Here is a 22,602-nt window from a genome sequence, read left to right as displayed (position 1 = left end):
GATTTATAATCTATTTGGATAGGTTATAAATCTTAAGATATTTACAAACAAAGAATTATTTTTAAAATACTATGTATTAAAGATAAAAATTAAATTTCAAAAATATCTGAATTGTCTAGTAAATGAGTTTTATTATTTTATTCCGTGTCTCTTATTATGCCATTTCCAGGCATGATCAACTATGGTTTCTAAATTAGTATATTCAGGCTTCCAACTTAGCTTAGATTGAATTTTTCCTCCACTTCCTACTAAGATTGGCGCATCTCCTGGACGACGAATACCTTCTTTAACTGAGAAATCTACATTCGTAACTTTTTTCACTACATTAATTACTTCTCGTACAGAAAATCCATCACCATTTCCTAAATTAAACATATCACTGTTCCCTCCACTAAAAAGATATTTTAAACCTAGGATATGAGCTGTTGCTAAATCGCTAACATGAATGTAGTCTCTAATCGCAGTACCATCAGGAGTATCATAATCTGTACCAAAAATAACAAGATGGTCTCTCTTTTTTAAAGCTGTAAGTAATGCTAAAGGAATTAGATGAACTTCAGGTGTATGGTCTTCCCCTAAATTACCAGAAGGATCAGCTCCTGCTGCATTAAAATATCGAAAAATGACGGATTTTAAACTATAAGCTTGATCAAAATCTTTTAAAATTTGTTCAACCATATATTTGCTAGAGGCATATGGATTTAAAGGATTATTAGGGTGTTTTTCTGTTATGGGAATATCATTAGAAATCCCATAAATAGAACAAGTAGAAGAAAAAATCAGTTTATTAACATTAGCAGCAACCATCGCTTCTAAAAGAGTTAAGGTTCCTACTACATTATTTTTATAATATACAGCTGGATTATGAACTGATTCTCCCACTGAAAGAAAAGCAGCAAAATGCATTACAGCAGAAATGTTTCTTGTCGTAAATATTTGATCTAATAGAAAGCGATTATTAGTATCTCCAACAATTAACTCAACATCTAAAATGTCTCTAACAATTTCAGGATGACCGAAAGAAAGATTATCAAGAACAAGAACTTCATATCCTTCTTTTTTAAGTAATAAAGCTACATGGGAACCAATGTATCCGGCTCCCCCTGTAACTAAAATCGTAGATTTATTATTCAATGCAAATATCCTTTATTATAAATTAGAAATAATGATAGCAGTAATTGTTACTAATGATGTTCTCTGTCTTTTGATTTTTCTAGTCAAAATAAAGAGACAAGGTATAAAAGAAATCATTTGCAATGAAGCTAATTGTAGTGAGTAACTTTATAAAATATCATTGAAACTACTACATTTAAAATGGTATGGTTATAGTTTATATTAATTAGCTTTCCGTAAAGTATAATTCACTATTTTAACAACCATAAACTAAGCACTACGGGTACGATATAAGAGTAAACTTATTCCTTATTCTAATTTTTTTATATAGTAAAAACATAATTGATTAATGCTGTATCAAGAAGAGATAATAGCGGGTATTTTAAAGAAAGTAGATGATGATATTGATATATCAGAAGATGATGCAATCACTCTTCTATCTCAAACGAATAAAGATCTAATTAATAAGATACGTCAATCAGCCGATCATCTTCGACAAAAACAAGTTGGAGATACCGTTACCTATGTTGTAAACCATAATATAAATTTTACTAATATTTGTGAACAAAACTGTTCTTTCTGTGGTTTTAGGCGCGATTTAGAAGATAGGGATTCATATACTCTAAATTTAGAAAATATTATTCAAAAAGTATCTAATGCTGTACACAAAGGAGCTACTGAAGTTTGTATTCAAGGTGCTTTAAATAGAAATCTTAAGATAGAAAAAAGTTCTTTGAAGTATTATCAGAAAATAATGATAATTATTAAAAAAAAATTTCCTCAGATTCATATACATGCATTCTCTCCTCAAGAAATAGCATTTATTTCTAAAGAAGATAAATTAAGTTATGTGGATACAATAATGGCACTTAAAAAATCTGGTTTAGATTCTATACCAGGAACTGCTGCCGAAATTCTAAATGATGAAGTAAGAAATAAAATTTGCCCTGAAAAAATTAATAGTAACACCTGGATTGAAATTATTAGTTTAGCTCATTCATTAGGAATATATACTACCAGCACAATGCTGTGTGGCCATATTGAAAATGCAACTCAACAAGTAGAACATTTAAGTCGTTTAAGAAAATTGCAACAAGAATCTATTCAACAAAAATACCCTGGTAGAATTACAGAATTTATTCTTTTACCTTTCATTAGCAAAAATATTTCTAGTTTTCCTCATAAGCCTCTACAAAATCAACAACTTGATTTTAATAGAATCTTTCTACTTACAGCTGTATCAAGAATTTTTTTAGGAAAATGGATACCTAATCACCAGCCAAGCTGGGTCAAACTAGGTTTATGTAAAGCTATTGAAACATTAAATTGGGGTTGTAATGATATTGGTGGAACTTTAATGGAAGAAAGTATTTCAGCTATGGCTGGAGCTACAAATGGTACTTCTATATCTGTAGAAAAAATTAAACAAGTTATTGAATCTATTCATCGCCATCATAAATCAAGAAAAACCTTATACGATTACAGTAAGGATTAAATTTATTAGTATATTAACTATATAAAAAATATTAACTTGTCTACTAAGGATGAACTATAGAATATTAGTAGGTCAATAATGTATAAGCTTTTAAGTAAATCTAACTATCTCAAAAGATAAAATAATCTTCTAATCTATCTGCTCCGTAAACAATTAGTTATTCAATCTTTACCATAACATTTCAAATAATAGATTATTCATGCTCAGATTTTTTATTCCTATAATTGATCCTAGTATTAAGGAATGGCCAAAAGAAGCTCGTTTTTTGCGTTGGTTAACTTTTTTATGGCTGTTTTTAGGTATGATTGCTCTTTTTTCTGCATCTTACCATAGTGCTCAACAAGATTTTGGTAATGGATTTCACTATATCATGCGTCAAATTATCTGGATATGGATAGGATTACAAGGATTTAATGTAATCGTGAGAGTACCGTTGAAGTATTTAATGAAGTTCGTTCCTTTTTTTCTTTTTTTCTTGCTAAGTTTAATTTTATTAACTAAGACAGGATTAGGTCATACTGTTAATGGTGCGACTCGTTGGATTAAGATCGGTCCCGCTATTATTCAACCTTCGGAATTAATCAAACCATGTTTGGTACTGCAAAGTGCTTATATCTTTGGTTTCTGGTATCGTCATTCATTACGCATTAAGATACAGTGGATATTAATATTCTCAGCTGTTTTGGCAGGTATCTTAATACAACCCAATTTAAGTACTACAGCTTTATGTGGTATTAGTTTATGGTTAATTGCTCTTGCTTCTGGAATTCCAGTTAGGTATTTAATGACAGCAGCTATTAGTGGCTTATCAGCTGCTTCATTCAGTGTTTATACTCATAGGTATCAACTTAAAAGAATTCTATCCTTCCTTGATCCTTGGAGAGATGAAATAGCGAAGACTGATGGCTACCAGTTAATACAGAGTTTAATAGCTGTAGGATCTGGAGGTATTTTTGGATTAGGATATGGGCAATCTATACAAAAGTGGTCCTACTTACCTATTCATTATACTGATTTTATTTTTTCAGTTTATGCAGAAGAGTTCGGTTTTGTAGGAAGTATTTTTCTGCTTTTATTATTATTTGTATATGCAACCTTTACACTAAAAATATTAATCAATTGTATTCATCCAGTAAAAAGATTAATAGCTGTTGGTAGTATGATCATGATAGTCGGACAAGCTCTATTAAATATTGGTGTAACAATAGGATTATTACCGACAACCGGTTTACCATTGCCTTTGTGGAGTTATGGAGGAAGTTCAATTATTGCCAGTTTAACTTTAGCAGGTTTATTAATCCGTGTTATCAGAGAAAACGGTGAAGACTTAGCAACTGTAATTAATAAAAATTAGTAATCAGACAATAATTTTTTGTTATTTTCCTCCATCATAATCTAAATTAAATATATTTAACATTAATAAGAATTAATGAAGTTTCTTGCATTAATTCTTTTGAATTTTAGATTTATAAGTTGAAGTTACCTGCAATTCTTTTAATTGTTTAGAGTCTACAAAAGAAGGAGATTCTGTAAGTAGACAGCTTGCTTGTTGAGTCTTTGGAAACGCTATAACATCACGAATAGAATCTTCTTCTGCTAATAACATTATTAATCGATCTAGTCCATATGCTATCCCTCCATGAGGAGGAGCTCCATACTCAAAAGCGTCTAACATAAATTGAAATTTACTATAAATTTCTTCTTCCGATAAACCAATAGTTTTAAATACTTTTTCTTGAATATCTTTTTTGTAAATTCTTAAACTACCACCACCAACTTCTATACCATTAAATATTAAATCATAAGCTTGAGCTCTAGCCGTAGTTAAATTATTTAAATCTGAAGAATTAGGACAAGTAAACGGATGATGCAAAGATTCTAAACGTTGTTCATCAGAATTCCATTCAAACAGAGGAAATTCTGTTACCCATAATAAATCTATTTTACTATTGTTAATAAGATTCATTTGTTTCCCGATTATTAATCTTAAACGAGACAAAGATTTATTAACCATTGCTGTACTTCCAGCACTAATCAATAATAGATGACCTGGTTTTGCATCTGTCCTCTCTAACAAAGCTTTCTTTTGTTCATCAGTTAAGTTTTCTTTTACAGCTCCAATAGTTTCTATTTTAGAATTTTCTTTTACACGAATGTAAACAATTCCTTTAGTACCTGCTTCTATTGCTTCTTGAAATAAATCTCCTCCTGGCTTAAGTCGAACATTAGAAATAATATTATTGCCTTCAGGAATAGGCAAAACTTTCACACTCCCTAAATTTTTAACTGCCTCTGAAAATACTTTAAATCCGCTATTTTGAACAATGTCAGACACATCAACTAAAGTTAAATCAAAGCGAGTATCTGGACAGTCTGTTCCATATTTTTCCATAGCATGTTGATATGTTAAACGAGGAAAAGGACGAGACAGCTCTATATTTTTGATAGTTTTGAAAATATGACAAATTAAACCCTCATTCAGATCTAGAATCTCATCTTCAGACATAAAACTCATTTCCATGTCTAGTTGAGTAAACTCTGGCTGTCTGTCAGCTCTTAAATCTTCATCACGAAAGCATCTTGCTACTTGATAGTAACGATCACAACCTGATACCATAAGCAACTGTTTAAATAACTGAGGAGATTGAGGTAAAGCATACCACTGTCCAAAACTAACTCTAGAGGGAACTAAGTAATCTCGTGCTCCTTCAGGTGTAGATCTAGTCAAGATAGGAGTCTCCACTTCTATAAAATTTTGACTATCTTCCAAGTAGTGACGTATTGTTTTTATTACTTTATGACGTAGCTGTAAATTTTTTAACATTTTTTCCCGTCTTAAATCTAAGTAACGATACTTGAGACGAGTTTCTTCTTTTATTAACTCTTCATCTAAACCTGAAATACTGAAAGGTAGTTGCTTAGTAACTACATTAAGTATCTCAATAGAATCTGCATATATTTCTAGTTCTCCAGTTTTCATTTTCAAATTTAGGGATTCTGAAGGACGTCGACTCACTCTGCCTATAATTTTAATAACATATTCATTACGCAATCTTTCGGCAGTCTTATAAGATGAAGAATCATGTTTTGGATCACTAACAATTTGAATGATACCAGTATGGTCTCGCAAATCAATGAAAATGACTCCTCCATGATCTCTACGACGATCAACCCATCCAAAAAGAGTAACAATCGTATCAAGATCCATCGTGCTTAATTGATTACAGTAATGAGTTCGCATCTAAAATTTAAATTGAAATATTAAATATTATTATATTGATCTTTAATAAGATTGAAAAGATTGAATGATCAAATAATAAGAGTCAAGAAGATTCCCTATTATTTTCTATTTATACAATCGTTAATTATATTATTCATCATGAGATATTTTTTCTTAAATAAATTTATATTTTGTAGACTAGACGATTAATTTCTTCTAAGATTCTAGGTTATTTCATAAAGTTCAAGTTTTCTGAAAATATATATCTTAACCTTATGTGTACTATAACTTTTTTACTTAATTACTAATTAATATGTTTTAAAAACCAAATCTTAGTGAAAAAATAAATTATAATTTTACTAATTAAAGACTAACAAAAAGTTACTGACTTTATTTTTCAAGAATCAGGTTTATTTATTAAAAAAATGTCTTTAATCTATTTTTTTAGGAGCTTACCAATAATATAATGGCACATATTCGAAAAGTATTTTGAAGTTTTGTCTAATTAATAAATTAATGAAATTTATTATAGTTTGAGATATATTTTTTATTATACATTCAAAATTTCTCCTACTTTGTGTAAAAAAATTATAATTTTAAAAAATATTTCCTCTATTTTAATAATTTCGGTTATTCAACAAGAAAGATTAGGTTATATTTGAACGATGTCAATATTATTTTAAATAAAAAATAATTGTATTTAAGATTTATTTTTTTAAATACAAGCTATGAGTTGTCGATTAATTAATATATTAGAACTCTATATAATCTAAGATTTTACGTTTTATCAAGTTAAGGTGAGGAACTCAATTTAGGATGAACATTTTAGGAATTTCTGCTTATTACCACGATAGTGCAGCAGCTTTAGTTAAGTCAGGTAATATTATCGCTGCTGCACAAGAGGAGAGATTTACTCGTAAGAAACACGATGCAAGGTTTCCTAAAAATGCTATTGCTTATGCGCTAGAGGAGGCAAAGCTATCTTTAAGAAGATTAGATTATATTGTTTTTTATGAGAAGCCTTTAATAACCTTTGAACGTCTCTTAGAAACTTACGTAGCATATGCTCCCCAAGGTTTTTATTCTTTCGTTTCTGCTATGACAGTATGGCTAAAAGAAAAGCTTTATTTAAAAACAATTCTTAAAAAAGAATTAGCAAAACTAGATAATTGTAAAGTTAATCAACTTCCTCCCCTATTATTTACAGAACATCATCAATCACACGTTGCTTCTGCCTTTTTCCCCAGTCCCTTTGAGAATGCAGCAATCCTATGTTTAGATGCTGTCGGAGAATGGGCAACAACATCTTTATGGCTTGGAAAATCAAATCAAATAACCCCTAGATGGGAACTTCAATTTCCTCATTCTCTAGGGTTATTATATTCTGCTTTTACTTACTACACTGGGTTTAAGGTTAATTCTGGAGAGTATAAATTAATGGGGTTGGCTCCTTATGGAGAGCCAAGATATTTTAACTTAATTCTAGATAACTTAATTGATATAAAAGCAGATGGTAGCTTTCGTTTAAATATGAGTTATTTCAATTATGCAACGGGACTAAAAATGATTAGTAATAAATTTTCTAATCTTTTTGGCCAACCTCCTCGTAAAGCAGAAAATAAAATTACGCAACACGAAATGGATATTGCTGCTTCTATTCAAAAAGTCACTGAAGAAGTAATTTTAAGATTAGCTAATACAGCCTATCAGGAACTAAAGACAGAAAACCTTTGTTTAGCAGGTGGAGTTGCTTTAAATTGTGTTGCGAATGGAAGAATATCTAGAGAAGGAAAATTCAAAAATATTTGGATACAACCTGCAGCTGGAGACGCTGGTGGCGCTATTGGTGCTGCATTGGCAGTTTGGTATCAATACCTTGGTAACCGACGTCACACAGGTACATCTGACATGATGCAAGGCTCTTATTTAGGCCCTCAATTTGATGACAATGAAATTAGAAAATATTTTGATGATATAAAAGCTAAATATGATTATTTTACAGAGGATGATGATCTTCTTTCCGAAGTAGCATTAATTTTATCTAAAGGATATGTTGTAGGTTGGTTTCAAGGACGTATGGAGTTTGGACCTCGAGCATTAGGCAATCGTTCTATTCTTGGTGATCCACGAAATCGGGATATGCAATCTATTATGAATCTAAAAATTAAATATCGAGAATCTTTTCGTCCTTTTGCACCTTCTGTATTAACAGAAAAAGCTTCGGAATACTTTGAATTAGAAGAGTCTAGTGACTATATGCTATTAGTTGCTAAAGTTAAAGAAGAATTACACATCTCTGAGCAAGAAAAAACTAAAAACTTGTTTGGCATAGATAAATTAAAAGCTATTCGATCAACTATTCCTGCAGTTACTCATGTTGATTACTCAGCAAGAGTACAAACAGTTAATCCTACAAATAATTATAGATACTACAATTTAATTAAACAGTTTGAAGCTTTAACGGGATGTGGAGTTTTAATTAATACGTCTTTTAATGTAAGAGGCGAACCTATTGTTTGTACGCCTGAAGACGCTTATCGATGCTTTATGAGAACAGAGATGGACTATTTAATAATTAATAACTATATACTAAAAAAAGTAGATCAGAATCAATGGAAGCATGATAAATCTTGGCAAAATGAGTTTGAATTAGATTAATTATTAAACAATGGAAGTATGTTTTATCACATGTCTCAAAAAACAAACAATAAAAAGTTAATATCTTTCGGAATATTAATGGGAATATTTTTTATCCTATTTTTTGGCTCTTTTATTCCTATATTACTGGGATATTCTTATCCTATAGTTTTCTGGATAATTGGCGGCATTTTTCTTATTTTCTCCATTGTTTCTCCCAATCTTCTTGCACCAATTTATGAAGGGTGGATGCTGTTTGCAAAAGTAGCTTCATGGATCAACAGTAGATTAATTTTAGGAATTATTTTTTTTGTGTTAGTAACCCCGATGGGATTTTTTATGAAGATTATTAAATATGATGTAATGAAAAGAAAATTTGAATTTGATGCGGAAAGTTATCGTGTTTTTAGTACACCTAAAAACAAAGTAAGTATGGAGAAGCCCTACTAATGAATGATTTTTTTGAATTTATTAAAGATATTTGGGGCTTTCTTAATGAACGCAAAAAGTTTTGGTTAGCTCCTTTAATAATAACCTTAGTGGTATTGGGAGCACTAATTGTATTTACCCAAGGTTCGGTAATAGCACCTTTCATTTACACTCTGTTCTAAGAAGCAATTGTCTATTACATTTTTCTAAGTTCTATATATTGCCAATGTAATATCAATATCCAATTAAATAGAGCATATGTTTCATTTATTTTTCATATGTTCTATTTAATTGGATATTTACATTACATATCATAATGAAAATATTATAGTTAAAACAAACTAAAATAGGAGAAACTTTCCAAGTACCTCGTAAAAAATACAAGAAGAACATTCCTCACTGACTAATTTATTTTTTAAGTTAGTCCTGATGTTACTTTTTTATATTGATTTATTTGTTTTTTCAACTCTTCAATGTAGTGTAAAAAATCTGACTGAGTCATAGAACTTTGTTCCTTCGTATATAACCATTTCAGCTGTAGGGTACTATTCTTAGCTTCCTCTTCGCCAATAACTATACAAACATATGCTTTGCTACGATCTGCTCTCTTAAATTGTTTTCCAAAGTTACTTCCACTCATGTCTAACTCAACAACTAATTCTGCAGAACGCATTCTTTGGGCTAGATATAATCCAATTGATTCTGCTTTTTGACCTTTTGAAACGATATAAATATCTGGGGTATGCTCAGGAGAGCATCTAATTTGTTTAAGTAAAATAATTAATCTTTCTACTCCTATGGCCCACCCTACTGCAGGAGTTGAAGTTCCACCAAGCTCTTCGATTAAATGATCATATCGTCCACCTCCACATACTGTAGATTGAGATCCTAAATTGTCAGACTGAATTTCAAACGCAGTATGTGTATAGTAATCTAAGCCTCTAACAAGACATGGGTTTATATGATAATCAATATCCAAATCTGTTAATAATTGCTGAACTTCATCAAAATGTTTTTGGGATTCTTTTCCAAGAAAATTTAAAATATTAGGAGCGTTCTTATTGATTTCTTTAGTTTTTTCGTTTTTGCTATCTAAAATACGTAAGGGATTCTTGCTTAGACGATTTTGAGAGTCAATATCTAATTCGTCTTTATAAGATAAAAAGTAATTAGTTAATGCTTCTCGGTAGAGTTTCCTATCATATTGGTCGCCTATAGAATTAATATTTAATTTTAGTTTTTTTAGTCCTAAAAATTTTAAGATATCTGTTGCTAAAGCAATAACCTCTACGTCTGCTCTTGGGCCTCTTGAACCTATTAACTCTAACCCAATTTGATGGAACTGTCTTTGGCGTCCAGCTTGTGGTCTCTCATAGCGAAACATGGGGCCAGAATACCAAAGACGTTGAACTCCACCTAAAGCATATAAATTGTTTTGTAGATAAGCACGTACAATTCCTGCCGTTCCTTCAGGTCGAAGTGTGATTGATCGATCACTTCGATCGGAAAAAGTATACATTTCTTTACTTACGACATCTGTGGCCTCTCCTATTCCTCTTTCAAATAAGGAAGTATTCTCAAATATTGGGGAACGAATCTCATAGTACATCGCACGACCAAGAATTTTTGCTGTTGCAGCTTCTACATATTGCCAATAACCAATTTCCTCTGGCAAAATATCTCGCGTTCCTGGTAATGTGCTTATTGTACCCATCAACTTAAGTTTATCCTCACAAATATCTAAGAATGATGATAACTCTTTTAAGAAAAATATGAAACTAAAGCTGTGACTACACTGAAATTTTAATTTTTTTCTTTAACTTTTTAAATACTAATAATTATTAGTCAATCTTGATAAATATTAGTTAAACAACATTAGTGAATTAAATAGTATAAGTTTAATTTTAAAATTTATATATAAGTTGACTATTAATCTAAAAAAGAACGTTAAGTTCAACATAATAATAAGTTTTAGAAACATATAAACTGTATTGAAATACAGAAATATTCTATTATGTCCTATCTTCTAAGCAAAATATTTTAAATGATCAATTAAACTCAAAAAATCTTGTCATTTTATGAAAATTTCACATATCAGAAAAGTTAAAATTATCACTCTATCTGTGATTATAGCAGGAGTAATAATTAGATATACCACTTTAGACTACTTTGATTTTTTTCAGTCTACAACTACTCCCATTCAAAAACTTTTTAATCAAAAATTGATTACTACTGATACTAATGATTTAACTTCTCAAACAGTTTATCTTAAAGGAAAAGTTCTGGATTCTGTTCTTTTTTTTAATAGTGGTTCTTATCAACTTCAAGATAAAACTGGAACAATATGGGTATTAAAGACTTTTAACGAAATGCCTAAAATAGGAGAATTGGTAAAAATAAAGGGAGAAATCATATATCAGCCTATTCTTATTGATGATCAGGATATCGGAGAATTTTACATCATTGAATTGGAGAGACTCAACTAATCATGAAATAAAAGTAGAAAAGTATTTTTACTATATTTATTGCAAAAATATAATTAGTACAAAAAACTATTATTTATAAATTTTATTAGTATTATCATGTTAGAAATGATTTATAGGCAAATAAAATGAAAATTTGTAACTTAGTTGCCCCAGCTAAAATTAACTTGTACTTAGAAGTTCTTGGCGAACGAGTTGATCACTATCATGAGTTAATAATGGTTTTACAAAGCATTGAATTAAGTGATTACATAAAAATATATTTTAATGGAACTCGAGACTTCAATTTATATTGCAATAATTCTTTAGTTCCTCTAAACGAAACAAATATTGCTTATCGTGCTGCTCAACTAATTGTCAAAAAATTCCCCAAATTTTTTGATAGTTATGGAGGCGTTGATATTATTATCAATAAGTGTATACCTGTAGCTGCTGGTCTGGCAGGAGGATCAACTGATGGAGCCGCAGTTTTACTAGCATTAAATTTACTGTGGAAATTAAAATTAAATAAAACCGAATTAGAGAAACTGTCAGAAAATTTAGGATCTGATGTTCCATTTTGTATCACTGGAGGAACTGCGATCGCTACAGGAAGGGGTGAAACATTAAACCCAATAGAGAATTTAGATAATCTTTGGGTAGTGCTAGCGAAGTATCAAAATTTTTCTATTTCCACTCCTTGGGCTTATCAAAACTATAAGAAACGATTCGGTGAATATTATTGGAAAATTGATAGTAACAATAGAAATAATAATTTTAAATCTCTTGTCAATGCTATTAGTCACAAAAATGATAAGAGAATTGGAGAACTATTGCATAATGATTTAGAAAAAGTTGTTTTACCAAAACATTTGGTAATTAATAAATTAAAATCTTTCATCAGTAAAACGGGTGGTTTAGGTACTATGATGTCAGGCTCAGGACCTACTATATTTACATTATGTGAATCCTACGAAAAAGCTCAAGATATAAAAAATGTTATTACACAAGAACTTCAAGATTCTAATCTAGAATTATTTATAAGTAAATTGTCAAATAATGGTATAAAAATAATGGAAAATTGATGCATTTTTAATACAAACAAATATAACAACTTAAAATATTATATTTTTAGTGATTTATAAAATAATCATGAACTTCGTGATATGAAACTAAATGATTCTAAAGATCATCTATATAGACTATGTTTAATACCAGCTTTCAGAAAAGCTTATGAATATCATTTAAAAGTTCTTTCAATTTTTATTGGTTATTGGAAACCTATACATATTTGGAAGAGTCTTTTAAATCTAGGTATACAAGACTATACCTAAATTGTTTGTTAAACTTCTCGATTGCATTACTATTATCGCGCCATGGTTCATATTAAGCGCATTGAACTATCTAATTTTAAATCTTTTGGCAGAACTACATCTATTCCATTTTTACCCGGATTTACTGTAGTGTCTGGTCCCAACGGTTCAGGCAAATCTAATATATTGGATGCATTATTATTTTGTCTTGGTTTGGCTACTTCTAAAGGATTAAGAGCCGAAAGATTGCCAGATTTAATTAATATTAGTACTAATAATCGCAGTAATCAAGAAGCTTATGTTTCTGTTACATTCGATATTTCAGATTATTTTAATTCAGAAAAATTACTAGATATAACACAACAACAAGACAGTCTAGTTCATAAAAATGAGTGGAAAGTAACAAGGCGTCTACGTGTTACGAAAGGAGGAAGTTATTCTTCTAATTATTATATAAATGAAAGACCTTGTAATGTTAATGAGCTTCATGAGGAATTAAATCGCTTTCGTATTTATCCTGAAGGTTATAATGTCGTTCTTCAAGGAGATGTTACTAGTATCATCAGTATGAACTCTAAAGAAAGAAGAGTTATTATTGATGAACTTGCTGGAGTGGCAGAATTCGATCGTAAAATTAATAAAACCAAAGAAACTTTAGAAGAAGTTAAGGATAGAGAAGAACGTTGTAAGATTATACAAATAGAACTAGAGAACTCATTGGAACGTTTGACAGCTGATAGGACAAAAGCTGAAAAATATCAAAAACTTAAACAAGAAATTTCTAAAAAGAAAGAATGGGAAATGGTTTTATTATGGAAATCTTTATTAAAGAAAATTTCTAATATTAAAATACAAAAATTAAATGATGAGGAAACAGAAAATAAGCTGATTAACAATAGCCTATACTTAAAAACTAGATTAAGCAAGATAAATATTGATCTTGAAAACTTGAACCTTCAGGTTAAAGCTTTAGGAGAAGATGAACGATTAACTATTGCTTCTAAGCTTAGTACAAAAAAAGCACAAGTTAACCAATTACAGCAACAAAAGAAAGAATTTTTTTGTATAATCGAGAAAATTAAGCGAGAAAAAAATAAAATAACAACAACTATTCTTCAAAAAAAAGAAGAACTAGATGGACTAAGTCAAAATAGCAATAAATTGCAGCAAGAACTCTTACCTTTACTTAAAGAACAAAAATTAAGAAGTTATCAAACTCTACAAATGGTAAGAAAACAAGCTGCAATAATTGCAGAAACATCTGATTCCTGGATAAGAGAACAAGCAAATCTGAGTATAGAAACATCTTCTTTACAAAATAAATTAAATCCTCAACTAGAACAGAAAGCAAAATTAACTGAACGTTATCAGCAAGTATCGAGTATTTTAAATAAAGAAGAGGAACAATTAAGAAAATATGAAAAAGATATATACCTTCAAAATAAGGAGTTAGAGAAATTATCAATTTCTTATATAGAAGAGGTACAAATCATTTCTAAAACATTAGATATAGAAAAGCAAGATTACAGTATTATAAAAGAAACTCAGTTACAGTTAAATAAAGAATATAGAGACAAGCAGAGACATCTAGATCGTTTAGAAGCATCTAGACAAGCAAAACAGGAAATTCAAGGAACTTATGCTTCTCAATTTATTTTAAATTCAGATTTATCTGGTGTATGTGGTTTGGTAGCTGAGTTAGGACAAGTTGCTCCACATCACCAATTAGCATTAGAAATTGCAGCAGGTTCACGTTTAGGACATATTGTAGTTGAAGATAATACTATTGCAATTGCTGGAATTAATATATTAAAGCAAGCAAAAGCTGGAAGAGCGACTTTTTTACCATTAACTAAAATTAGATTCTATTCAAAGCAAAGTAATTATTATCTAAAAAATGCTCCTGGTTTTATTGGCTTGGCAGTTGATTTAGTAATATGTAATCCAGCATATAAAAAAGTTTTTTCATATATTTTTAACAATACAGCTGTTTTTGAGACTATAGACTATGCTAAGAAATATTTAGGCAAGCAGCGTATTGTTACTTTAGATGGAGATTTATTAGAGGTTAGTGGAGCTATGACAGGTGGAAGTAAACCTCAAAGATCTTCCATACGTTTTGGAGTTTTAAATCAAGGAGAACCAGAAGAAATTAAAATATTTAGACAAAGACTAGTAGATATAGAAAATCTTGTACTTAGAAACGAAGAAAACATACAAATTAAGATAAAACAAATAAAAGACTTATCTGATAAATTAATAAAAACAGAGCAATTGAGTAGAGAACAACAATTAAAATATCAACAAGTTAGAAACGAAATAGAAAGACTCAAAAATTATAAAAAAGATTTAGAGTTTAAAATATCTGATCATCAACAAGAAATAAAAACTTTAAAGAATGAACTTACAGATATTCATAAGATAAGTTCCGTATTAGAAATAGAATTATTAGAAAAACACAAACAACTTAAAAATATAGAGAAATCTCATTCCCATAGTGAATGGAAAGAGGTTCAAATTTTAATAAAAGATCAAGAAAATCATTTACAAGACCGAGAGATAGAACTACACCAAGGAGAAGAAAAGTTTCAAAAAATTAGAAATCAGATAACTAGTATAGAGCATAAAATTCATGAGGATGAATTAAAAATAAAATTGAGCGAGCAGCATACTGTTAATATAAACAATCAACAAGTAGATATTGAAAATAAACTTCAGAAGTTTGATATCGAAGTTGAAAATTTAGAAGTTTCATTAGAAAAATTAACTCAAACATTAGACGATACAAAAACAAAACGTGACTGTTTAGAAGAGAAGGTTAAAATTCTTGAAAAAGAATATCAATCCCATGTATGGACATTAGAAAAATTAGAAACTAGGCAAAAGGAAAGAGAAGAAGCACTATCTATTCTTGAGAAAGAAGAAGAAATAGCTAAATTGAAGCTACCAGTTCCATTCCCAGAAATACCTTTATTATCCGAATTAAACGAAAGCTTAGAAAGTTTATCTTCTCATACTGATAAATTGCAGAAAGAAATCTATAAAAAGCAAAAATACTTAGAATCAATGGAACCTGTTAATATGCTGGCATTAGAAGAATATGAAAAAGTTCAGAAAAGACTTCGTGAGCTTACAAATAAACTAATTACTATTCAAGAAGAAAGGACAGAACTATTACTAAGAATTGAGAACTTTACAACTGTTAGGCTACGTTCTTTTAAAGTATCTTTTAATGCAGTTAATGATAATTTCAAGAAAATTTTCTCTACTTTGTCACAAGGTGATGGATATCTACAGTTAGACGATGAAAAAGATCCATTTAAAGGTGGATTAAATCTTGTAGCACATCCAAAAGGTAAGCCGGTACAGCGTTTAAATTCTATGTCAGGTGGGGAAAAATCATTAACAGCATTAAGTTTTATTTTTTCTTTGCAACAATATCGCCCATCACCATTTTATGCCTTTGATGAAGTTGATATGTTCTTAGATGGGGCAAATGTAGAAAGACTATCTCAAATGATCCAGAAACAGACAGAGAAGGCTCAATTTATTGTTGTGAGTTTACGTCGTCCAATGATTGAAGCATCCCAAAGAACTATTGGTGTCACACAAGCGAGAGGAGCTCATACTCAAGTTTTAGGAATTAAATTATAAGCATACTATCCTATATCTCTTTTTTAGAATAAGTATAGATTAACAATACTTTAAATCTATACTTATTAAAAATAATTTCAGATTTAAACATATTAATTTTAAATATTATCTTTATCTCTAAAATTATTTTTAGAAGATCTTAAAGAAAAGACCATCTAGACTACTTACCTTGCAAGTAACTAAACATCATAGCTTGAGGAAAAGTTGTAGGATTGCCATTACTTTCTAGCTTTTGACGAAATTCCTGTAACCCAGATTCTTGTTTTGGTAAATCATCTACTAACTCATAAGGCAAGATATCCTTTTCTAAAGAAAAGCTAGCTAATGTGCCAGCAGCTGCTCCAGCTGACCACTCAAATCCATGTACCCTATAAGCTGCTGCTGCAATATGACTAGTAGCTATATTCTTTCCAGAAACAATTAAATTATCTATTTTTTGAGGAATCATAGCTCTTAATGGAATTTGTGCAGGATGAGCGGAACCATGAGCGACACGAACTTCTCTTCTTTCAAGATTTCCAGGTTTTTCTGCAGGAGATAAAGCCATACATGGATGAAAATCAATCATATATTGGGTAACGCCAACAGAATCTGGATATATTGTTGCATGGGTGCGTCTGGTAACTAAATACGAAGGACGGTTACTTAATGTCATTATTCTTGATTCTAAGTTAGCGATAGTTGACCATACTCTTTGATACATTGGCCGAGGCAAAGAAGTACGATAAAAATTATTCCAATAATCTTTAGTCGAAATATCAATTTCATTTATAGAAAATCCATCTGGATGATCATAAGATGGTCTTCCAATAATGCGTCTCCCTTCCCTAATATAAGGATATTTAGATAGTCCATGCATAGTTCCCATAGGAGAACTATGGCCACTTAATAAACGATGATTTGGGGATGGTTTTTTAATATTATTACCTAAGCGAGAATCAGTATTTCCTGCTACTAACCAGTAATAAAATCCTAAAGATAATTCCTCTCCTTTTTTTAAAGTTTCTGTACGTAAACCTCCTTCCCATCTACCTTCTTCTAACTGTCCGTTTTCTTTTAGCTGTTTACGAGTATAAATAAGATTGTCTTGTGATGTTCCTGGACGATAATCATTTCCCCATAGCCAATTTTGCATAGAAATATCTCCAGGGCTAGGCTCATTAACCTTAAGAGGTCCAGTTTTTACTAATCTTCCCTTACGAGGACTCCAGATTCTTCGATAGGTAAATACCAAGTCAAAATGAGCTAATCGATTATCATTATCGTATCCATAATATGGCTCATATTTATCATAAAATATTGGCTTGTTTTGGGTTTGAATACTTGTCATCCTTTCCATAGCAAAAGGATATGTAAAACCTTGTACACAATAAGGATCCCTATTTTTTGTCGGAGATGATGGATTAAGATGATTTAAGGGATCTAATCCTAGCTGATACGGAATATCAGCTAAAGCAATTATTTCTCCTGTTTCGGTTGCTTCTATTACAAACCAATTAGCGGAACTATTTTCTTGAGATTTTGCTTCAAAACGAATAATTCTTTTTTTGAAACGTTTGGAATCTTTGTAAGTATAAGCATCCTGAATGGTCTGGGAAAGAGGCTCTTTATAAAGATCAAGACCAGGATCAGCAGGACTATGTTGAATAGCGATAACGCTCTGTATTAATTTATTATTTGCATTCAGTTTTATTTCTTTGACAACAGTTGAAGGAAACCATTTCAAAGTTCCATTACCAATTTTTTGAGCTTTCTGTAATTGTTTATATAATAATTGGTGACCGTGAGATGGTAAGAAACAGCTTTCACTGACCCAGCATTCTCCAGGGTTTTGCCTATTGTAAAAACGAGCAATATTGTTTCGCAGAATATTATATCCTCGAGGAAAATGCTGTAAAGATCTCTGTTGTTTTCCCTCATCAAAAGCTGAATTACCTTGTGAAGAAATTTGCCCTCCCACCCAATCAGTTAATTCAGTTAAACAAACAGTCTTTCCAGCTAATAAACCTTCGTAAGCAGCAGCAGAACCTGATAGTCCAGCACCCACTACAAGTATGTCACAACTAATCAATTCTTCAGGTATACGTGCAGAAACTGGAAGGGTAGTGCTTAACGAGATTATACCTAAAGATAGTGAGGTAAAAATATGTCCTAAAAACTTAAGTTTATTGTTTTTCTTCAGGTAAAATAACTGTCTATTTATTAATTCTTTCGTTTCAGATTTTCCCATAATTGTTTTCTAGAATATAAATATTGTAAATTTAACCAGTGACTATAAGTATAAATAGCTAATCAGTTATTAATATTATTTTTTATCTTTTTAGTCTAAAGAACTTAATAGAAAATTTTAAGATATTTTAAGTCTTTATTCATATTCTTAAAAACTGAGTTAATAATTAATCATCACTTCCTCAGCATTAGCCGAAATTGATTTTAAATATTTATATTCTTTAAATTTTAAGATAGAAAAACCACATTAGTGACTATGATAGTTTTTATATAAAAATACTTTTATCTTAATCAATTTTTTTAATCAGTTTAGCTCTATGTCTTATATCTATCAGATATGTGTGAATAAGTTATTACTTATATTGTATTTGTGTAAATATTAAATATGGACATTCAAGATTTCTAAATTTTTAAGAGATCTTGAATGTAAATAGTTAATAGATGAATATTTTAGCTTTCTTGAGCCTGTTCTAGTTTAATTTTATTCTGAATAAACTGAATAGTCTCTTCAGGTGGAACTAATTGTATTTGCTTAAGTGCCTCATCATTTTTGGTTTGCAGTAACCCAATTACATTTTCTAAAGGAACTACTTCAATTTTTATTGATTTAACGATGTTGGGCTGATCCTTTTTCATTTTTTCTGTAATAGCTTGAATTGGAGCTTCTTCAAAGAAAAGAGGGATAACTTCTCTCTCATTTTGTTGAATAGTCAACATACTATTTTCGGGACCTCCTCTCAGAATAAATAAAGGAACTCCACCTTTATATTCTTGTCCTTTGGTGTCTAGAAGTTTTTTTGCAGAGTCTATAGCACTCTTCATAGGAACATAAACAAATTGAAGAGATTCTTTATTTACATCACTATTATTAGCTAAAGCAAAACGATATATTTCCCCTAAAGAAACAGCTTGAACTTTTACTTTATTTCCAACGTCTGGCTGATGTTGACGAAGCTTATCTAAAAAACCATCAGCATCCTGTGAGCTCATAAAAACTTGTGTTACTTTTTGATTATCCTCTATCGTTGCAACAAGAGGTCCTCCTTCTTCTGTAGTAATAGTAAAGACAGGAACTGTCTGTAATAACTTAATGATATCAGCTTCAGGTAAAGCTAATACTTTTGGCACTTTCCCTAGCCAAGATGTCAACAAAGTGCTTGCTATCAAGCTCATAGTTGTTCCCCAGCGAACTAATGATTTCATAAAAATACCCTCATATCTTATAAATTTATGTATTTCGATTGCTTGATAAAATTCTTAATAGCTTTTATAAAGAATCCTAAGATAAATTGCGCACTATATCAGATTTTTCTGAATTTTTTGTAGTCTTGACCTAGTGAAATTAATCTTAGAAAATGAATATATAGACGCTTTTCACTAGACTAATAGTTTCTATTGTTAGTTCCTCTTGAATAAAAAATAAATGATTGTTTCAATACTTTTTATAAATATCAATATTTTTAAAAGTTGATAGGAAACTTTACTTGTTTCACATGACCAAATTATAAAAACTATTTTATTAAGTAATATTAATTGTTCTTTATTAGTGACAATATAAAATTAATCAAGCTTGATATTTAAAATATTTAATAGTAATTTTTTCAACTAACAGAATTAAGTTATAAAATTCATACTATAGTCTTTAATTTTAATATCAGAATTATATTGTTTTTTAAAAGTTATTATTAAAATACGGATTGTAATATACGAAAATATTTATTTGCAATTCAATATTTGAAAGGTGAGTATTAAGATATAAAGTGTAAGATAGTTAAAATATTTAGACAAGTTAAGTTAAATAATCCGATAAGTATTCTAAATAAATTTCTATGTTGCTCTAACCTTCTATGACTAATTTTAATTTTATCTACTAAGTAAGTTAAAGTTTTTTAGTTTTTGCTAAAAGTTCGTAATATAAATATAATTATTCTATGATAAAGTGCCTAGAGTTATTGATCTATTTTTCATCTAATTAGTTTTTGCTAGATAAAGTATAAAACTAGTTAGTACAATTTTCTATATTAGCTAATAATAAGTATTATTAGTTAATATAATTTGTCTAAATTTAAAGTTATACGAAGATTTTTTACGATATCTCAACTAAATAGTTTATATTGCTGTCATCTCATATAAGATAATGCTATTGTTAGAGTATAAGCGTGTTCTAATATCTAAATCAGTAAAAATTATTTTTTGTAGGTTTTTCACTATATAAGAAATTGGAAGGTAATTGTCTATGATATTTTATGTTTTTCCATTTCTATTCTTTGTAATTTCAATAGGAAGTATCTTACGGTATCAGCGTACTAACAATGATATTTTTGGAGTCCTTGCTTTTGCAACTGCTTTAGTCTCTATTATTTGGAGCTTAGTAATCTCACATTGGCTTATTCATATACTGAGTTTAATTATTTTATTTAAATTTAATACTTCTATCTTTAATGATGTTCAAGTTAAAATAAACGAGGAATAAATTAAGTTTAAATCATTAAAAGTTGAAAAATTTTATACTTTGAAAAAAGATCTAAATTCTTAGTAATTTAGAGAACTCATTTTGGACTTATTACAACTGTTAATTTAAAAGAGCCCATAACTGACATTTCTTTTTGTTTATATGAGGAATAAAATACTTTTAACATTTTTTATTACAAGAAGAGTTACAAGATTAAAATGAACTTCTTTAGATAAAATCTGAAAATCCACCTATCACTGAATTTTAGTCCAGCATAGTTATAGGTATTATTACAAGTAATTCAAATAGTTTAAAATTTTCACACTTTAAAAGTCTTAACAAAAAAGTGCTTTTAACTAGATAAATCTCTATTTTAAAATTTTTAATAACTCTACTTAACTACTTAAGTCATTTATTTTTATCTTAGATAACTGTTTGTGTAAACAAAGCTAAAAATCATTTGTTTATATGTTTATAGGTTACAATCAGTCAAGACAGAACTATTTTAATTCATTACTTAGTTATCATTATTTTAATTCTTGTGAGCAATCCTACCTTAATTTCAACTTTCTTTCTAACTTTTTTACTAACTATAGGATTATTCTTTTTTATTCGTGCCTCTGTAAAAGACCGTACAGAGAAAGAAAAAATTATTTTCCAGGTATCTAAAATACCATTAATGAAACAAATTAAAACTTATTTTGAAAAACGATCCTATCAAATTATTTCTAATAAAGAAGATGAAATTATTTTTGAGGGAATAGTTCGTCCTAGTTGGTTTATGGCAATCTTCTTAAGTTTTCTATCGTCAGTTGGTCTATTCTGCTTTGGATTGATTTTATCGTTTCTTTATCAGCCATTAACTCCTGGATTTTTTAGTTTAGTCATTTTGTCTCCCATAACAGGTTTATTTTATTGGAAAAAAGCATGTAAAGCTGAGACAGTAACCGTAAACTTTGAACACAATACAGGAGAAACACTAGATAAACCTAGTTGTTTTATTCTAACTGGTCATCGTGATGAAATAGCTAAGTTTAAAAAAAGCTTTCCTTTACAGCTTAATAATTAGAAAAACAAATCAACACATAAACTTTTTTCATTTCTTAAAAAGAAAATCACAGCCACTTATAGTAACTTCACTGAATATTTATCCTACCATAGGAGTTTTCATAGACATTTTCTGAATTTGTGGCTGAAATTCTTTTAAACTAGGAAACAAAAAATGATTTTCCTCAACATATTGAGCACCAAATAGACCTTTTTCCGCCCAAAAGTATCTATCAGTAGTGTGTTCATTACGCCTAACAACTAACAAAGCAGGCGCCTGTATCCCTATTCCATGAATGTATTTTCTAGCAGCAGTTACTGGCTTATCTTCACCGCTCTCAATATTATATTGGGGTACAAGTTCAAGAATTTTTCGACCCTCTTGGCGACGGCGACTTTTCCGTTTGCGCTTTCTTGCCAACCCTTTTACCTCCTATTTTGACTACATAGACTGCAGTCATAGCTACAAAATCCGAAGCAATTATATCTGTTTAATTTTAAAAGATCAAGCATTTAATACTTAAATTGTAAATTCTTGCAATTCAAATTAT

15 protein-coding genes are annotated in these 22,602 nt (G+C 29.7%); 9 read left to right on the top strand and 6 right to left on the bottom strand.

Going from position 1 to position 22,602, the window contains the following annotated elements; genetic code table 11:
• Positions 1 to 132: 132 nt before the first annotated feature.
• Positions 133 to 1,134 carry a UDP-glucose 4-epimerase GalE gene (gene galE, locus LPC16_RS05810; protein ID WP_229637235.1) on the bottom strand — a complete coding sequence of 334 codons (1,002 nt, stop codon included), beginning with the start codon at positions 1,132 to 1,134 and terminating at the stop codon, positions 133 to 135.
• Positions 1,135 to 1,462: 328 nt separating this feature from the next.
• Between galE and cofH the strand changes: the two genes are divergently transcribed.
• A complete protein-coding gene (gene cofH / locus LPC16_RS05805) occupies positions 1,463 to 2,608 on the top strand; it encodes a 7,8-didemethyl-8-hydroxy-5-deazariboflavin synthase subunit CofH (RefSeq protein WP_229637234.1) in 1,146 nt (381 codons plus the stop codon).
• Between the two features lie 199 nt (positions 2,609 to 2,807).
• A complete protein-coding gene (locus tag LPC16_RS05800) occupies positions 2,808 to 3,962 on the top strand; it encodes an FtsW/RodA/SpoVE family cell cycle protein (protein WP_040054348.1) in 1,155 nt (384 codons plus the stop codon).
• Positions 3,963 to 4,052: 90 nt separating this feature from the next.
• Here LPC16_RS05800 and aspS read toward each other — a convergent pair whose 3' ends face one another.
• Positions 4,053 to 5,849 carry an aspartate--tRNA ligase gene (gene aspS / locus LPC16_RS05795; RefSeq protein WP_229637233.1) on the bottom strand — a complete coding sequence of 599 codons (1,797 nt, stop codon included), beginning with the start codon at positions 5,847 to 5,849 and terminating at the stop codon, positions 4,053 to 4,055.
• A 795-nt stretch (positions 5,850 to 6,644) separates the two neighbouring features.
• On the opposite strand from aspS, the gene LPC16_RS05790 reads away from it, so the two are divergent.
• The 3 genes from LPC16_RS05790 to LPC16_RS05780 are packed head-to-tail and all read left to right on the top strand — an operon-like array spanning position 6,645 to position 9,076.
• Positions 6,645 to 8,486: a carbamoyltransferase family protein gene (locus LPC16_RS05790; protein ID WP_229637232.1), complete on the top strand. Its 1,842-nt coding sequence runs from the start codon at positions 6,645 to 6,647 to the stop codon at positions 8,484 to 8,486.
• Positions 8,487 to 8,516: 30 nt separating this feature from the next.
• On the top strand, positions 8,517 to 8,915 hold the full coding sequence (locus LPC16_RS05785; RefSeq protein WP_229637231.1) for an SxtJ family membrane protein: 399 nt from the start codon (positions 8,517 to 8,519) through the stop codon (positions 8,913 to 8,915).
• Complete coding sequence (locus LPC16_RS05780; RefSeq protein ID WP_229637230.1) at positions 8,915 to 9,076, top strand: DUF5989 family protein; 162 nt, start codon at positions 8,915 to 8,917, stop codon at positions 9,074 to 9,076. Before LPC16_RS05785 ends, LPC16_RS05780 begins: the two co-directional genes overlap by 1 nt.
• 233 nt (positions 9,077 to 9,309) lie before the next feature.
• Here the strand turns inward: LPC16_RS05780 and hisS are convergent, their stop codons facing one another.
• On the bottom strand, positions 9,310 to 10,608 hold the full coding sequence (gene hisS / locus LPC16_RS05775; RefSeq protein WP_229637229.1) for a histidine--tRNA ligase: 1,299 nt from the start codon (positions 10,606 to 10,608) through the stop codon (positions 9,310 to 9,312).
• Between the two features lie 364 nt (positions 10,609 to 10,972).
• Between hisS and LPC16_RS05770 the strand changes: the two genes are divergently transcribed.
• The 3 genes from LPC16_RS05770 (at position 10,973) to smc (ending at position 16,323) form a co-directional block, all read left to right on the top strand.
• Positions 10,973 to 11,380, top strand: a complete 408-nt coding sequence (locus LPC16_RS05770) for a hypothetical protein (RefSeq protein ID WP_229637228.1) — start codon at positions 10,973 to 10,975, stop codon at positions 11,378 to 11,380.
• A gap of 125 nt (positions 11,381 to 11,505) precedes the next feature.
• Positions 11,506 to 12,441, top strand: a complete 936-nt coding sequence (gene ispE, locus LPC16_RS05765) for a 4-(cytidine 5'-diphospho)-2-C-methyl-D-erythritol kinase (RefSeq protein ID WP_229637227.1) — start codon at positions 11,506 to 11,508, stop codon at positions 12,439 to 12,441.
• A 291-nt stretch (positions 12,442 to 12,732) separates the two neighbouring features.
• The gene (gene smc / locus LPC16_RS05760; RefSeq protein ID WP_229637226.1) at positions 12,733 to 16,323 is read left to right on the top strand and encodes a chromosome segregation protein SMC; all 3,591 of its coding nucleotides are present in this window, start codon (positions 12,733 to 12,735) and stop codon (positions 16,321 to 16,323) included.
• 160 nt (positions 16,324 to 16,483) lie between these two features.
• Here the strand turns inward: smc and LPC16_RS05755 are convergent, their stop codons facing one another.
• Both LPC16_RS05755 and LPC16_RS05750 read right to left on the bottom strand, forming a co-directional pair.
• The gene (locus LPC16_RS05755; protein ID WP_229637225.1) at positions 16,484 to 18,553 is read right to left on the bottom strand and encodes an FAD-dependent oxidoreductase; all 2,070 of its coding nucleotides are present in this window, start codon (positions 18,551 to 18,553) and stop codon (positions 16,484 to 16,486) included.
• Positions 18,554 to 19,002: 449 nt separating this feature from the next.
• Positions 19,003 to 19,755, bottom strand: a complete 753-nt coding sequence (locus LPC16_RS05750; RefSeq protein ID WP_040054356.1) for a Tic22 family protein — start codon at positions 19,753 to 19,755, stop codon at positions 19,003 to 19,005.
• A 1,790-nt stretch (positions 19,756 to 21,545) separates the two neighbouring features.
• On the opposite strand from LPC16_RS05750, the gene LPC16_RS05745 reads away from it, so the two are divergent.
• Positions 21,546 to 22,073, top strand: coding sequence for a cofactor assembly of complex C subunit B (locus LPC16_RS05745; protein WP_229637224.1), 528 nt, complete (start codon positions 21,546 to 21,548; stop codon positions 22,071 to 22,073).
• A 78-nt stretch (positions 22,074 to 22,151) separates the two neighbouring features.
• On the opposite strand, the gene LPC16_RS05740 is transcribed toward LPC16_RS05745, so the two are convergent.
• Complete coding sequence (locus LPC16_RS05740) at positions 22,152 to 22,472, bottom strand: DUF3155 domain-containing protein (protein WP_040054359.1); 321 nt, start codon at positions 22,470 to 22,472, stop codon at positions 22,152 to 22,154.
• Between the last annotated feature and the right edge of the window lie 130 nt (positions 22,473 to 22,602).

Source organism: cyanobacterium endosymbiont of Braarudosphaera bigelowii, from assembly GCF_020885515.1.
GTDB classification, from domain to species: Bacteria; Cyanobacteriota; Cyanobacteriia; order Cyanobacteriales; family Microcystaceae; genus Atelocyanobacterium; species Atelocyanobacterium thalassa_A.
The sequence above is the reverse complement of the archived record's forward strand: the minus strand, read 5'-3'. Positions and strand labels throughout refer to the sequence as shown.

Excerpts from the sequence above, each read along its gene's own strand:
- LPC16_RS05785 (WP_229637231.1), top strand. The coding sequence starts at position 8,517 with ATGTCTCAAAAAACAAACAATAAAAAGTTAATATCTTTCGGAATATTA.
- cofH (WP_229637234.1), top strand. The coding sequence starts at position 1,463 with ATGCTGTATCAAGAAGAGATAATAGCGGGTATTTTAAAGAAAGTAGAT.
- LPC16_RS05750 (WP_040054356.1), bottom strand. The coding sequence starts at position 19,755 with ATGAAATCATTAGTTCGCTGGGGAACAACTATGAGCTTGATAGCAAGC.
- smc (WP_229637226.1), top strand. The coding sequence starts at position 12,733 with ATGGTTCATATTAAGCGCATTGAACTATCTAATTTTAAATCTTTTGGC.
- LPC16_RS05770 (WP_229637228.1), top strand. The coding sequence starts at position 10,973 with ATGAAAATTTCACATATCAGAAAAGTTAAAATTATCACTCTATCTGTG.
- hisS (WP_229637229.1), bottom strand. The coding sequence starts at position 10,608 with ATGGGTACAATAAGCACATTACCAGGAACGCGAGATATTTTGCCAGAG.
- LPC16_RS05790 (WP_229637232.1), top strand. The coding sequence starts at position 6,645 with ATGAACATTTTAGGAATTTCTGCTTATTACCACGATAGTGCAGCAGCT.
- LPC16_RS05755 (WP_229637225.1), bottom strand. The coding sequence starts at position 18,553 with ATGGGAAAATCTGAAACGAAAGAATTAATAAATAGACAGTTATTTTAC.
- LPC16_RS05780 (WP_229637230.1), top strand. The coding sequence starts at position 8,915 with ATGAATGATTTTTTTGAATTTATTAAAGATATTTGGGGCTTTCTTAAT.
- LPC16_RS05800 (WP_040054348.1), top strand. The coding sequence starts at position 2,808 with ATGCTCAGATTTTTTATTCCTATAATTGATCCTAGTATTAAGGAATGG.
- ispE (WP_229637227.1), top strand. The coding sequence starts at position 11,506 with ATGAAAATTTGTAACTTAGTTGCCCCAGCTAAAATTAACTTGTACTTA.
- aspS (WP_229637233.1), bottom strand. The coding sequence starts at position 5,849 with ATGCGAACTCATTACTGTAATCAATTAAGCACGATGGATCTTGATACG.